This is a genomic window from Pseudomonas sp. Soil_N_39, assembly GCF_057655955.1.
This window is the reverse complement of record NZ_JBDGLI010000032.1, coordinates 1-13917: the sequence shown is the minus strand read 5'-3', so window position 1 is coordinate 13917 and position 13917 is coordinate 1. Positions and strand designations below refer to the sequence as shown.

At 61.8% G+C, this 13917-nt stretch carries 14 protein-coding genes; 9 read left to right on the top strand and 5 right to left on the bottom strand.

Features of this window, described 5'->3' with window-relative positions; genetic code table 11:
• Nucleotides 1-141: 141 nt before the first annotated feature.
• Entirely contained in the window at nucleotides 142-876 is a 735-nt protein-coding gene (locus AC3A5O_RS28165; RefSeq protein ID WP_305467766.1) for a thioesterase II family protein, read from the bottom strand.
• Nucleotides 877-1078: 202 nt separating this feature from the next.
• Here AC3A5O_RS28165 and tam point away from each other — a divergent pair, with 202 nt between their 5' ends.
• The 4 genes from tam to AC3A5O_RS28145 all read left to right on the top strand — a co-directional run bounded on the left by tam (nucleotide 1079) and on the right by AC3A5O_RS28145 (nucleotide 5934).
• On the top strand, nucleotides 1079-1849 hold the full coding sequence (gene tam / locus AC3A5O_RS28160) for a trans-aconitate 2-methyltransferase (RefSeq protein WP_487753990.1): 771 nt from the start codon (nucleotides 1079-1081) through the stop codon (nucleotides 1847-1849).
• Nucleotides 1850-1942: 93 nt separating this feature from the next.
• A complete protein-coding gene (locus tag AC3A5O_RS28155; protein WP_122569493.1) occupies nucleotides 1943-3076 on the top strand; it encodes a cupin-like domain-containing protein in 1134 nt (377 codons plus the stop codon).
• A gap of 241 nt (nucleotides 3077-3317) precedes the next feature.
• Nucleotides 3318-4118, top strand: a complete 801-nt coding sequence (locus AC3A5O_RS28150) for an SDR family oxidoreductase (protein WP_487753989.1) — start codon at nucleotides 3318-3320, stop codon at nucleotides 4116-4118.
• Nucleotides 4111-5934: a glycoside hydrolase family 15 protein gene (locus tag AC3A5O_RS28145; RefSeq protein ID WP_487753988.1), complete on the top strand. Its 1824-nt coding sequence runs from the start codon at nucleotides 4111-4113 to the stop codon at nucleotides 5932-5934. The genes AC3A5O_RS28150 and AC3A5O_RS28145 overlap by 8 nt, the downstream gene beginning before the upstream one ends.
• A gap of 176 nt (nucleotides 5935-6110) precedes the next feature.
• Here the strand turns inward: AC3A5O_RS28145 and AC3A5O_RS28140 are convergent, their stop codons facing one another.
• Nucleotides 6111-6476 (bottom strand): DUF6124 family protein, encoded by a 366-nt coding sequence (locus AC3A5O_RS28140; RefSeq protein ID WP_305490854.1) that lies wholly within the window; start codon nucleotides 6474-6476, stop codon nucleotides 6111-6113.
• Nucleotides 6477-7078: 602 nt separating this feature from the next.
• Between AC3A5O_RS28140 and AC3A5O_RS28135 the strand changes: the two genes are divergently transcribed.
• Both AC3A5O_RS28135 and AC3A5O_RS28130 read left to right on the top strand, forming a co-directional pair.
• Entirely contained in the window at nucleotides 7079-7456 is a 378-nt protein-coding gene (locus AC3A5O_RS28135; RefSeq protein WP_305481910.1) for a hypothetical protein, read from the top strand.
• Nucleotides 7457-7484: 28 nt separating this feature from the next.
• Entirely contained in the window at nucleotides 7485-8387 is a 903-nt protein-coding gene (locus AC3A5O_RS28130) for an alpha/beta fold hydrolase (RefSeq protein ID WP_305467774.1), read from the top strand.
• Here AC3A5O_RS28130 and AC3A5O_RS28125 read toward each other — a convergent pair.
• Nucleotides 8356-9348: a GlxA family transcriptional regulator gene (locus AC3A5O_RS28125; protein WP_305481912.1), complete on the bottom strand. Its 993-nt coding sequence runs from the start codon at nucleotides 9346-9348 to the stop codon at nucleotides 8356-8358. The two genes, AC3A5O_RS28130 and AC3A5O_RS28125, sit on opposite strands and share 32 nt — an antisense overlap.
• A gap of 104 nt (nucleotides 9349-9452) precedes the next feature.
• On the opposite strand from AC3A5O_RS28125, the gene inhA reads away from it, so the two are divergent.
• Nucleotides 9453-10139 carry an isonitrile hydratase gene (gene inhA, locus AC3A5O_RS28120; RefSeq protein ID WP_487753987.1) on the top strand — a complete coding sequence of 229 codons (687 nt, stop codon included), beginning with the start codon at nucleotides 9453-9455 and terminating at the stop codon, nucleotides 10137-10139.
• Nucleotides 10140-10389: 250 nt separating this feature from the next.
• Here inhA and AC3A5O_RS28115 read toward each other — a convergent pair whose 3' ends face one another.
• Nucleotides 10390-11127, bottom strand: a complete 738-nt coding sequence (locus AC3A5O_RS28115) for an SDR family oxidoreductase (protein WP_122569485.1) — start codon at nucleotides 11125-11127, stop codon at nucleotides 10390-10392.
• A 201-nt stretch (nucleotides 11128-11328) separates the two neighbouring features.
• Here AC3A5O_RS28115 and AC3A5O_RS28110 point away from each other — a divergent pair, with 201 nt between their 5' ends.
• Complete coding sequence (locus AC3A5O_RS28110) at nucleotides 11329-12276, top strand: AraC family transcriptional regulator (RefSeq protein WP_122569484.1); 948 nt, start codon at nucleotides 11329-11331, stop codon at nucleotides 12274-12276.
• 482 nt (nucleotides 12277-12758) lie between these two features.
• Here the strand turns inward: AC3A5O_RS28110 and AC3A5O_RS28105 are convergent, their stop codons facing one another.
• Nucleotides 12759-13217, bottom strand: coding sequence for an SRPBCC family protein (locus AC3A5O_RS28105; RefSeq protein WP_092174088.1), 459 nt, complete (start codon nucleotides 13215-13217; stop codon nucleotides 12759-12761).
• Between the two features lie 154 nt (nucleotides 13218-13371).
• On the opposite strand from AC3A5O_RS28105, the gene AC3A5O_RS28100 reads away from it, so the two are divergent.
• A complete protein-coding gene (locus tag AC3A5O_RS28100) occupies nucleotides 13372-13773 on the top strand; it encodes a lysozyme inhibitor LprI family protein (protein ID WP_122569483.1) in 402 nt (133 codons plus the stop codon).
• Nucleotides 13774-13917 lie beyond the last annotated feature (144 nt).

Genomic DNA, 13917 nt, shown 5'->3' with positions numbered 1-13917 from the left:
CGAGCTTGCTCGCGATAGCGGTGGGTCAGTTTGCGGTTAGTTGACTGACACGACGCCATCGCGAGCAAGCTCGCTCCCACAGGGGAGGATGCATCACCCCCAGTCAATGTGGGCTGCATTTGCATGAGCTGGGGAATCAAATCAGGCGCTGATAGCCAAGCCATGGCGCCGATGATGCACGCTCAACTGATCCTTGATCAGCCGCAGCACCTTGGCTTCGTGCTCATGGATAAAGAAGTGCCCGCCCGCCAGCATGTCTACCGAAAAGCTGCCCGACGTCTCACGGCGCCAGCCCATCAGTTGCTCCGTGGTGGCCTTGTCGGCCGTGCCGCCGAACACATGCACCGGGCAGTTGAGCAAAGGCCGCTGGCGTGGCTGGAAACGTCCGCACAGCAAAAAGTCGGCCCGCAGGATCGGCAGGGTCAGGTCCATCAGTTCTTCGTTGGCCAGGATCTCCTCGCTCGTACCGTTGAGGGTGCGCAGTTGTTCGATCAACTCCGCGTCGGTTTTCGCCTCGGCGAAACCGCGGTCGTAGTCAGCCCGCATCGTCGGCGCCGCGGTGCCGGAGGCAAACAGCGCCACCGGTTCCGGGCTGCCAAGTTCACGCAGGGCATGGGCGATTTCACAAGCCAGCAGCGCGCCCAGGCTGTGACCGAACAAAGCGTACGGGGCCTGGAACGTCGGGTACAACTCCCGCGCCAGTTGCATCGCCAACGGGCCCATGTCGGTGTGCAGCGGTTCATCGAAGCGCGCTCCGCGCCCCGGCAACTCCACCGGTTGCACGTGCAGCCATTGCGGCAACGTGCGCCGCCAGCGGCTGTACACCATCGCGCTGGCGCCGGAATAAGGCAGGCACAGCAGGGTCAGTTGGGTCACTGCGGTTTTCTCCGATCGGTCGTGTAAGGAAGATAACGAAATCGTAACCCACAAAATTAGTCAAAACCGTTACGTTCGCTACGAGGTGACGGCGCCTTGTGGGAGCAAGGCTTGCCCGCGATGAACGATAACTCGGTTCATCTTCCCACCCGACCTTATACTGGCGAAACCTCGATCACTGCACACCGCACAGGAGAACGCCATGGGCTGGTCCGCCAAGCAATACGTCACCTTCGAACAGGAACGCACCCGTCCGTCCCGGGACCTGCTCGCCGCCATCCCTCCCACGCAGGCCCGTTCGGTGATCGACCTGGGTTGCGGCCCGGGCAATTCCACCGAACTGTTGGTGGAGCATTTCAGCGGCGCCACGGTGCGCGGCCTGGACAGTTCCAGCGACATGGTCGACGCCGCACGCAAACGCTTGCCCGCCGTGGCGTTCGACACCGCAGACATCGGCCAATGGGATGAACCCGGGCCGTTCGACGTGATCTTCGCCAACGCGGTGCTGCAATGGCTGCCCGACCACGCCACCTTGCTGCCCGCGCTGATCGGCAAACTCGCCCCCGGCGGCAGCCTGGCGATCCAGATGCCCGACAACCTGCACCAGCCCTCCCACCGCTTAATGCGGGAAATCGCAACCAACGGGCCTTGGGCCAGCCAACTGGCCGCGGCGGCTGAATCGCGGACCGAGATGGCGGACCCCAGCACGTATTACTCGATCCTCAAGCCCCACTGCAGCCGTGTCGATGTGTGGCGCACCACCTACCACCACCCCTTGGCCGGCGGCGCCGCGGGCGTGGTGGAATGGTTCAAGGGCAGCGCCTTGCGGCCTTTTCTCGAGCCGCTGGATGAGACGCAACGCGAGCAGTACCTGACGCGCTATCTCCAGGCGATCGAACAGGCTTATCCGGCCCTGGACGATGGGACGGTGCTGCTGCCATTTCCCCGGGTGTTCATGGTCGCGACGCGCTAGGGCGAGGGTCGATGACGCAGCGACGAGGGGCCTAAATTTCTGATCCGGGCCCTCGTTACCTGCTAAGACCAAAAACCCGCAAGAGTGACCGCCGTGGACCTGCAAACCATCCTGGGCAAGCTGTTCGCCAATGCCGGCGCCGTTGGTATCGAAGGCGTCTTCCAATTCGTGTTCGGCCCGCACCAGGCGTACTGGTCCGAGGTCAAGGCCAGCAGCCGCACCGAAGCTGGCCGCCATACCAGCCCCGACGTCACCATCGAGGTGGCGGAGAAGGACTTCCTCGGGATCATGGCCGGCATGGCCAATGTCGAGGAACTGTTCGCCAGCGGTCGCCTGAAGATCGGCGGCAACATGGGCCTGGCGACGTTGCTGCCGCAGATCATCGACCATGCCCGGCATGGCGGTGGCGTGGTGGAAAAGGTCGACATGAACAAGCGCTACCCCACCCCGCCGCGCTTCAGCGAAAAACTCACCGCCAGCCTGCCGACCCAACGCAGCGTGGAACGGCGGCCTCGCAGCGGGCTCTCGGTGCAGGAGTTCCAGGCACGGTATTTGCCCCACGGCACTCCGCTGGTCATCGGCGATGCCTTGCAGGACTGGCCGTTGTTCAAGCTCAGCCGCGAAGAATCCCTGGTGCATTTCGCCGAGCTGCAAGGCATCACCCGCCACGGCGACTACGTGAAGAAGACCTTCTCCACCGAGCGGGATTTTCGCTCCACCTCCATGGCCGACTTCATCGCCTCCCTCGACAACCCGGCGGCCAAGGGCGCCGACGGCGAACCGCCGGCCTACATGGGCAATAACATCCTGCCGGCGCAACTGATGAAGCAGATCAAGTACCCGCCCTACTTCGACCCGTCGCTGTTCATCCCACCGCGCATCTGGATCGGCCCCAAGGGCACCCTGACGCCGCTGCACCGCGACGACACCGACAACCTGTTCGCCCAGGTCTGGGGCCGGAAAACCTTCACCCTCGCCGCGCCTCACCACCGCGAAGCCCTCGGCACCTGGTCCACGGCGCCCCAAGGCGGGCTGGACGGCTGTGACTTCAACCCGGACGCGCCGGACTACCAACGCTTCCCCCACGCCCGCGACGTGACCTTCATGCGCGTGACGCTGGAGGCTGGGGATTTGCTGTTTTTGCCGGAAGGCTGGTTCCACCAAGTGGAGTCGGTGTCGACGTCGTTGTCGGTGAATTTCTGGGTGAATTCGGGGCGGGGTTGGTAACAGCCGGTCTGAAGAAACATTCTTTGTAGCAGGCAGATTGTGGGAGCAAGGCTTGCCCCCGATGAAGGCAATGCGGTCTTTCGGAAATCGAGTCGCCTGTTTCGCGAGCAAGCTTTGCTCCCACAGTCCCCTTGCCACAGTTTGTGTTTGGACCTGAAATATGAAGACTGCTTCACCCAAGTGAACTCCACCCACCTCCCACCAGTCAGCAGGTAAGGCCCTCCATTCAAGGTGCTAGACCATGCAGATATCCCTCGCCCGCCAGGTTGCCCTGGTCACCGGCGCCAGTTCCGGCATTGGCGCAGGCGCGGCCAGGGCGTTGGCTGACGCCGGTGCCGCGGTGGTACTCAACTACCACTCCAACGCCGGCCCGGCGCAAGACCTGGCCCGTGAAATCAATGCCAATGGCGGCCGTGCCATCGCCGTGGGTGCCGATGTGTCGAAGGAACAAGAGGTCGAACAGTTGTTCGCCCAGACCCTTGAAGCCTTTGGCACGCTGGACATCCTGGTGGCCAATTCCGGCCTGCAAAAAGACGCGCCCGCCGTCGACATGAGCCTGGAAGACTGGAACACCGTGATCGGCACCAACCTCACCGGCCAGTTCCTCTGCGCCCGCGCCGCCCTGCGGATCTTCAACCGCCAGGGCATTCGCCAGGGCGTGTCCCGGGCGGCGGGCAAGATCATCCACATGAGTTCGGTGCACCAGCGCATTCCCTGGGCCGGCCACGTCAATTACGCCGCGTCCAAGGGCGGTGTCGATCTGCTGATGCAGAGCCTGGCCCAGGAAACCAGCCACCAGCGCATCCGCATCAACAGCATCGCCCCCGGGGCCATCCGCACGGCCATCAACCGTGACGCCACCGAGGGCGAGCAAGAGCAAAAGCTGCTGGAGCTGATTCCTTACGGTCGCGTTGGCGACGTGGAGGACGTCGCCAACGCGGTGGTCTGGCTGGCCTCGGACTTGTCCGATTATGTGGTGGGCACCACGCTGTTCATCGATGGCGGGATGAGCCTTTATCCGGGGTTTCGCGGCAATGGCTGATCATGACGAACCGCAAAGCCCCATCGAGAACCACGGCATCATCGGCGACATGCGCACCGCTGCGCTGGTCAATGACCGCGGCAGTGTCGACTTTTTCTGCTGGCCGGAATTCGACAGCCCGTCGATTTTCTGCTCTCTGCTCGACACCCCGGAGGCGGGCATCTTCCAGCTCGCGCCAGACCTGCCGGATGCCCGTCGCCAACAAATCTACCTGCCTGACACCAACGTCCTGCAAACCCGCTGGCTGAGCGACGGCGCCGTGGTGGAGATCACCGACCTGCTGCCCATCGGCGATAGCGAGGATGATCTGCCGGTGTTGATCCGCCGTGTGGGCATGACCATCGGCAGCGCAACGTTTCGCCTGCGTTGCGCGGTGCGTCACGACTATGCCCGAGCCGCCACCACGGCGCGCCAGGACGGTGCCCACATCTGTTTCGAGGCGCCGGGGCAACCGAGCCTGCGCTTGTGCTCCGATCAGTCCATGACGCTGGACGGCAACGCGGCGGTGGCCGAATTCACCCTGGAACAAGGCCAGAGCGCCGAGTTCCTGCTGGGCGGCATCGACGACCCACGGCTTCAGGATGACGTCAGCACGATATGCCTGGAACGGACCCTGGCGTTCTGGCGCGGCTGGATCGGCCAATCCAACTATCGCGGACGCTGGCGGGAAATGGTCAACCGCTCGGCCCTGGCGCTGAAGCTACTGACCTCGCGCAAACACGGCGCCATCCTCGCCGCCGCCACCTTCGGCCTGCCGGAAACCCGCGGTGGCGAGCGCAACTGGGATTACCGCTACACTTGGATCCGCGACGCCTCGTTCACGGTCTACGCGTTCATGCGCCTGGGCTTCGTCGAAGAAGCCAACGCCTATATGCGCTGGCTGCGCGGGCGGGTCAGCGACTGTTGTGAACAGCCGACCAAACTCAACATCCTCTACGGCCTGGACGGCAGGCTGGAGCTGCCGGAAACCGAGCTGTCGCACTTGAGCGGGTTCGGCAATGCGCAGCCGGTGCGCATCGGTAATCTGGCTTACAAACAGGTGCAATTGGATATTTTCGGCGAGCTGATGGACGCGGTGTACCTGGTCAACAAATACGGCGAAGCCATCTCCCATCAAGGCTGGAAACACACCGTCGAGGTGGTCGACCAGGTGTGCAAGGTCTGGCAGGACAAAGACGTGGGCATCTGGGAAATGCGCGGCGAAAAACAGCATTTCCTGCATTCGCGGCTGATGTGCTGGGTCGCCGTCGACCGCGCCATCCGCCTGGCCGAAAAACGCTCCCTGCCCGCCCCGTTCGCCCGCTGGGACGAGACGCGCCAGGCCATCTACCAAGACATCTGGACCAACTTCTGGAACGACGAACATCAACACTTCATCCAGCGCCTGGGCAGCACCGCCCTGGATGGTTCGATGCTGTTGATGCCTCTGGTGCGCTTCGTCAGCGCCCGCGACCCTCGCTGGCTCTCGACACTCGATGCCATCGAAAAAAACCTGGTGCGCGACGGCATGGTCTATCGCTACCGCAACGACGACAGCCCCATCGACGGCCTCAGCGGCATCGAAGGCTCATTCGCGGCCTGCTCGTTCTGGTACGTCGAATGCCTGGCCCGCGCCGGTCGCGTGGAAAAAGCCCAGTTGGAATTCGAACAGTTGCTGCGCTACGCCAACCCGCTGGGGTTGTACGCCGAAGAGTTCGACAGCCACGGCTACCACCTGGGCAACACTCCGCAGGCCCTGACTCACCTGGCGTTGATCAGCGCTGCCAGCTTTCTGGATCGCAAGTTGAGCGGGGAGAAGAATCATTGGCAGCCATGAGCGAGATCGGCACCACTTTCGAGTGAACACACTGTGGCGAGGGGATTTATCCCCGCTGGGCTGCGCAGCAGCCCCAAAAGCTGCACCCCGGTGTATCAGATTGATTGGGGACTCTTGAGGGGCTGCTACGCAGCCCAGCGGGGATAAATCCCCTCGCCACAAAAGCACTGCGCCAGCTAGCGTGTCGAGTCGGCCAGCTCGATATCATCCAACGCTCGGTTGGCCAACAATCTGGCCAGCTCGATCAACTGCTGAATCCCCAGCGCAACATGCCGCCGGGAACCTTCCAGCTCGAACCCCAGGTCACTGACCAGCGCATCGGCCGAGGCCAGGGTTTCGCTCAGGGTGGTCAGCACCGATTCGGTGTTGAGACCGGGGACCACGGTGAAAACCTGGCCGTCCTGGGTGTCGGGCTTGGGCGGGGTGGGCGACAAGTGGATGTTCAGCGCGCGGTCGGCGGCTTCGCGGAGTTTTTTTGTATCGAGGGTGGTGTAGGCAGAGAGGTCTTCGGCGCGTGGAGGGTTGGGGGTGATTTTGACCATTGTGAAACTCCTGACTTGAAGTTGAGCTCACTCGCCTCGTGACCAAACGAGGTGGTGGGCTATACGCAGGTTGGTCAACCGGGAAGTCAGGCACCCGGCGCACTCGAAAGTGCCCCGCGCACAGCCCACCGCAAAGCATACCGACAAGCGCACAAAAAAGCGCCGACATGCTGAGGTTGGCGCGTGTGCGCCTGACATTGGACGGGTGACCAAACCCGGTCGCTGATTTTGCAGCGACGGGCAAAGCCTATCCCCACCCTTTCCGAACCGGCAACCGACGCGACTCGTCAGAAAATTCCGGTTCACCTATTTTTTTGTAGGAACACCGCACCACTGTGGCGAGGGGATTTATCCCCGTTGGGCTGCGCAGCAGCCCCCTAAACAGCCAACTCAATCTGCCTGATGCACCGAGGCGCTGGTTACAGGGGCTGCTTCGCAGCCCAACGGGGATAAATCCCCTCGCCACAGAAGCAATCACCGCAATTCGCCCATTTATCGTTACGCCCCCTTTCAAGTTGCCAGCCCCGCCAACCCCTCCTAAGATCGATGCTCTCACGGGTGCAGCGGAGCTGCCCGATAAAAACCCGACTCAAGGATCTGACATGACTCATATCAAACGCCCCATCACCACCCCACCCCGAACAGGCCTGTCCCGCGAAGACCTCTGGGAAGGCCAGGACCGGGGCCTGATCAAGTGCTGGGAAATCGGCCGCGACCGGGCGATGAAGTTTCCCGAACTGGCGCAACGCTGCCTGGCCGGTGAATTGCCAGTGCTGGGCTGGAAAGGTGGCGTCAGCCGCAGCCTGAAGAAAAACGAAAAATTCGGTTGCCTCAAGTACCTCGCCCAATGGCAGGGCCTGCGCGGTGAAGACCTGGACATCGACCTGACCCAGGAGCGCACCTTGACCTGTTCCAGCACGAACATGATCGTGACGTTTACCCCGGATCGGGCCAAATACGTCAACCAGGAACCTGCCTGAACGCAACCGCACACTGCCGGAGGCCGACATGAACCTTGAGCCCAGGATCAACTTCGCCGTCACGCCGTTGCTGCGCATCGCCTACGAAGAACACGGCCCCGCCAGCGGTGCCCCCGTCATCCTGCTGCACGGTTTTCCGTACGACCCCAGGGCGTTCGATGAAGTCGCGCCGGCCTTGGCCCAGCGTGGCTACCGGGTCATCGTGCCCTATCTGCGCGGCTACGGCCCGACCCGCTTCAACAACCCGACCATCCTGCGCTCCGGCCAGCAAGCGGCGTTGGCCCAGGACCTGCTGGACCTGATGCACGCGCTCTCCATTCCCCAAGCGGCACTGTGCGGCTACGACTGGGGCGGTCGGGCGGCGTGTATCGTCGCGGCCCTGTGTCCCGAGCGCGTACGCTGCCTGGTGACCGGCGACGGCTACAACCTGCAGGACATTCCCCGCTCCACGCAGCCGCTGGACCCGGAAACCGAACATCGGTTGTGGTACCAGTACTATTTCCATACCGCACGGGGTGTCGAAGGCCTGACGCAAAATCGACGTGAACTGTGTGAATTACTTTGGCGCCTGTGGTCCCCGACCTGGAAGCGCGGCGCTGAACTGTACCCCCTCAGCGCCGCGTCGTTCGACAACCCGGACTTCGTCGACGTGGTGATCCACTCCTACCGTCATCGTTTCATGTACGCACCGGGCGACCCGACGCTGGAGTGGATGGAGGAACGGCTGGCAGCACAACCGGCCATCAGCGTGCCGAGCATTTCCCTGTGCGGCGCCGACGACGGCGTGGGGCCCGCGCCGGCACACGATGAAGACGTCGAGCATTTCACCGGTTTCTATGAGCGGCGAGTGCTGGCCGGTGTCGGCCACAATATTCCCCAGGAAGCCCCCGAGGCCACGCTCAAGGCATTGCTTGATCTGCTTGAGGGCTGACGGCGAACCGCTCGCGATAGGCCTGAGGCGTCACCCCCATGGCCCGTAGGAAACTGCGGCGCAGGGTTTCTTCGCTGCCGAAGCCGCATTGCACCGCCACCCGTTTGATCGACACGGCGGTGTCGGACAACAGACGGCGAGCGGTTTCCACGCGAATCAACTCCACCGCCCGCGCCGGGGTCTGGCCGGTGTCGGCGCGGTAGTGCCGCACAAAACTGCGCTCGCTCATGCCCACCTCGGCAGCCAAACTCGACAGGCCCAGGTCACGGGTGAGGTTTTCGGCGATCCAGGCATGCAGCTCGTCAAACCGACTGCCTTGCTTTTGTAGTGACAAGGTCACACTGAACTGCGATTGCCCGCCAGGACGCTTGAGGAACACCACCAAGTGCCGGGCGACCTCCAGCGCCACCGCGCGGCCCAGGTCCTCCTCGACCAGCGCCAGGGCCAGGTCGATGCCGGCCGTAACCCCGGCCGAGGTCCAGACCGGACCGTCGTTGATGAAAATCGGGTTGGGTTCGACCCGCAACTGCGGATGTTGCTCGGCCAATTGTTCGCAGCGGGTCCAGTGCGTCACCACACGCCGTCCGTCCAGCCAACCGCTGGCGGCCAGCAGGAACGCCCCGGTGCACACCGACGCCACCCGCCGCGAACGCAGGCCGTGATCCTTGACCCAGGCCACCAGCGCCGGGTCCTTCGCCGCCTCGTACACGCCCCAGCCACCGGCGATCAACAGCGTGTCGCTGCCTTCGCTCGGCAGCGGCTCGGCCATCAGCGCCAACCCCGCCGAAGACATCACCGCCCCGCCCCCCACGGCGATAACCGTCGGCGTGTACGGCAACGGCAGGCCTTGTTGGCGGGCCAGGTCATTGGCCGAGGCAAACACCTGCAAAGGCCCGGTGACATCCAGCACTTGCACGTTGGCGAAGGCCAGGACATGAACGGTTTTCGGTGAGTGGGGCATATTGGCGTGATTCTTGGGCTTATTGGCGTATACGCCAGAGCCTACGGATCTAAAGTAAAACCGTCCACCCCTCGGCCATCACATCATCCAAAGGAGCACGCGATATGACGCTGCAGATCGGTTTGCTGTTATTTCCCCAAGTCCAGCAGTTGGACCTGACCGGCCCTTATGACGTACTGGCTTCGTTGCCAGACGTGAAGGTCCATCTGATCTGGAAGGACTTGGCCCCGGTCACCGCCAGCACCGGGCTGGTGTTGCTGCCCACCACCACGTTCGAGCACTGCCCGAAACTCGACGTGATCTGCGTCCCCGGCGGGACCGGCGTCGGCCCCTTGATGGAAGACGAGCAGACGCTGGCCTTCATCAAGCGACAAGCCGCCGAGGCGAAATACATCACCTCGGTGTGTACCGGTGCGCTGGTGCTCGGTGCGGCGGGCCTGTTGCAAGGCAAGCGCGCCACCACCCACTGGGCCTATCACAGCCTGCTGCAAACCCTGGGCGCGACACCGGTCAAGGATCGCGTGGTTCGCGACGGCAACCTGCTCACCGGTGGCGGCATCACGGCCGGGATCGACTTTGCCTTGACCCTGGCGGCCGAACTGTTCGACCAGGACACCGCCGAACTGGTCCAACTGCAACTCGAATACGCCCCTGCCCCGCCATTCAACGCCGGCAGCCCCGACACCGCGCCGGCGCACGTGCTGGAAGAAGCAAACCGGCGTTCGGCCGAGTCGTTCCGGGTGCGCTCGCAAATCACCCAACGTGCTGCGGCGCGGTTGGAACGGGCGTAACGATAAGCCCCAGTCAGGCACTGCTGTGCTGTGCTGTGCTGTGCTGTGCTGTGCTGTGCTGTGCTGTGCTGTGCTGTGCTGTGGGAGCAAAGCTTGCTCGCGAAACAGGCGCCTCGATTTCTGAAAGACCGCATCGCCTCTATCGCGGGCAAGCCTTGCTCCCACAGAGCTAGGCTCGCCACAAGGGTCAGGTTTCCCCTCCTGGCGATACCGCTCGCTCATGAGGTTTTCCCTGTCGGATCAACTCGATTCAGAACGGGCTGGCGGTGGGCCGCACGATCAGTTCGCTGACGTCGACGTCCGCCGGTTGCTCGATGGCGTAGGCGATCGCCCGGGCGATGGCGTCGGCCGGAATGGCGATCCTGCGGAACTCACGCATCTCGGCACGTCCACCTTCATCGGAAATGCTCTCGGCCAGTTCCGATTCGGTCACGCCGGGGGAAATCACCGTCACCCGCACATCACCCCCTACTTCCTGGCGCAAACCCTCGGAAATCGCCCGCACGGCGTACTTGGTGGCGCAATACACGGCGGCAGTCGGGCTGACAGCATAGGCACCGATGGACGCAATGTTGATGAACTGGCCGCTGCGCTGGCGCTGCATCAGCGGCAAGCCGGCAGCGATGCCGTGAAGTACGCCACGGATGTTGACGTCGATCATACGGTCCCACTCCTCGACTTTCAGCGCCTCGAGTTTGGAGAGCGGCATGACCCCGGCATTGTTGATGATCACGTCGACCTTACCGAACCGCTCGACAGCAAAGTCGATCAGGTCCTGGACATCATCGCGACGGGTCACGTCCACAGCCTTGCAGACCGCTTGCTGGCCGGCGGCTTCGAGTGCCTGCACCAGTGTTTGCAAACGATCGATGCGCCGGGCGCCAAGCACGACACGAGCACCGCGAGCCGCGAGCAACCGCGCCGCGGCTTCACCAATCCCGCTGCTGGCGCCGGTGATGACCACTACTTTATTTTGAATATCGGACATGATGGTTCCCTCGTCTGGATGTGTTAGCCCCGGTAGGAGCGTTTTGACAGGTCCAGATTAGGGAACCGACCGAGGCCAGGGTTAGCCGGATCCTCCTGCGCACTTGCACGATCCTGTAGCGATAAAACCGACTCTGGCCGACAGCCGCGCAATCGGTTTTACTAGCGCGGTCCACTCATTTGGCCAGGGAGGTTGATCGGCATGTCGGTATCCACGTCCATCCACATTGCGCCAGACGACGGCGTTAATCTTCGTCGCGCCGAACTGGCGAGCCTGATGATGCGCTTCGCACCGGAATTTGGCGTCCACCCCACGGCCATCGAAGCCTTGCACCTGATCCGTAGCGATCAGCCAACCGAAGCGCTGCACACCGTGCACAAGCCTGGTTTATGCGTGATCATCGAGGGGCGCAAGGAAGTGCGCCTGGGGGACGAATGCTACGTGTATGACCCGCTCAATTACCTCGTCGTCTCGGTGACCCTGCCATTGGCCGGCCAGGTGATTGAAGCCAGTCCCGAGCGTCCCTACCTGTGCATTCGTCTCGACATCGATCCGGCACAGATCTGCCACCTGATTGCCGACGCCAGCCCTATCGGCGTGCCGGCTGAAAGAAGCGGACGCGGGTTGTTCCTGGATCGCATCGATGCGCCATTACTCGACGCGGTGTTGCGCTTGCTGCGGCTGTTGGACAGCCCGGATGATATCGCCACCCTCGCGCCGTTGGCCCAACAGGAGATTTTCTACCGGCTGCTGCGTGGCGCCCAAGGCCAGCGCTTGCACGAAATCGCCATTCCCGACACCCAGACCCATCGCATCAGCCGCGCCATCGAGTGGCTCAATACCCATTACGCCGAGCCACTGAGCATCGACCGCCTGGCACAAATGATCAATCTCAGCCCTTCGGCCCTGCATCACCGCTTCAAAGCTGTGACCGCCATGAGCCCGCTGCAATACCAGAAACAGCTGCGCCTGCAGGAAGCCCGACGGTTGTTGTTGGCGGAGAACTGCGACGTTTCGTCAATTGGCTACAAGATGGGGTATGAAAGCCCGTCGCAGTTCAGCCGCGAATACAGCCGCCTATTTGGCGCCTCGCCGAGCAAGGACATCGCTCGCTTGCGTGCCCAGGCGTTGCAAGCTAGTAGCGCTTGATCCTGCACACAAACAGGATCAGGCCACTTTTCCACAGACGAAAAAAAACCCGCCTAGGCGGGTTTTTTGAGGACCAATTTGACTCCCTGTCCGGCATTCCATGCCTGGTCCAATCATCCATGACCCTAAGCACTCCCTGTACTCAGTGGATGAACATAGATTAGGCCCACCGGTGATTTGGAAAAAGACGAGAAAGCAGTAACGGCGTGTAAGCGTTTCGCTATAGGACTCTTTGTTGACTTTTCAGTGGGCGAAAAAAAACCCGCCGAAGCGGGTTTTTCCAAGACCATTACGACTCCCTGTCGATAGCTAATCCTTGCATGGTCGATCGTCCCTGATCCTGAGCACTTCCTGTGCTTCAGTGGATAAGTCCAGATTACGCCTCGGATCCAAAATGAAATAGACGACATAGCTACCATCGCGTGTAAGACATTCGCTATACCTGCCCCTCCGAAAACCCTTAGCTCCGTCAGCCTGTCGACTCAAGGCTTGTGCAGGAATGCTTCAATATTGGCCATCTGCTCGTCCCAGCCACGGCTGTCCATGCGAAAAGCCTTGAGCCGGCGAGCTTCAGGAATGTTGTTGAAACCCGACTCCACGACTTTGAGCAAGGTACCGCCATCCATGTCTTCGAGTTCGAATTGCACCCGGGTTTCGGACTCCTGGGAATAATCCACCTGCGGCTCGACAGCGTAAGGATGCCAGCGAAACGAGAAGACCCGCTCGGGCTCCACCCGCTCCACCGCTACGTCCCAGATAAGGTGTTCGTAACCTGGATAAGTAATTTGCCCCTGGGTCCGCTCACCTGCCACAAACCGTTTCCCCTCAAGGGCGACACCGAACCATTGGCCGAAGGCTTCGGCATTGGCCAGGGCGCGCCAGACTTGGGAGCGCGGGGCCTTGAGCAGGATCTTTCTTTCAATGCGATCGGATGAATGCATGAGTCACCTCCTGTGTTTCAACAGTAGGCTTGTAAGACCACAAGGCCAACCGGAAAGTTGTATCTGACCGTTGTTTAGCGCTCGTTGACTTTAAAAGAGCATGGCGCGATGTACACTCCCCCGGCGCTTTCAACCCCTCAAGGAGAGACCAAACATGTTCCCACGCTTGCTTCTGGCCCTGACGCCGCTGCTTTTTGTCGCCGTTGCTCAGGCCGATGACTGTGCCGACGCCATCACTCAAGGCGAAATGAACCAATGCGCAGCCAAAGAAAACAAAGCTGCAGACAACGAGCTGAACAGCTTGTACAAGCAGATCACCGCACGCCTGAAGGACAATCCCGAGGCCAAGAAAATGCTGGTCAAGACTCAGCGCGCCTGGATAGCCTTCCGTGACGCCGAATGCGATTTTTCCGCCTCCGGGGTTAAGGGCGGCAGCGTCTATCCGCTGATCTACAGCAATTGCATCACTGCCCAGACCAAAGCTCGGGTCGAGGCATTCAAGACCTATCTCAAGTGCAAGGAAGGGGATCTGAGCTGCCCCGTACCCGAGGCTTAACAGCCAGGATGTGAAAAAGGATGACCTCTACAGGTCATCCTTTTTTGTCCAAAGCTTTTATTGCGGAAAAACAAAACCCCTACCTGCATCAGCAGATAGGGGTTTCGGAATTTAATCTTGACGATGACCTACTCTCACATGGGG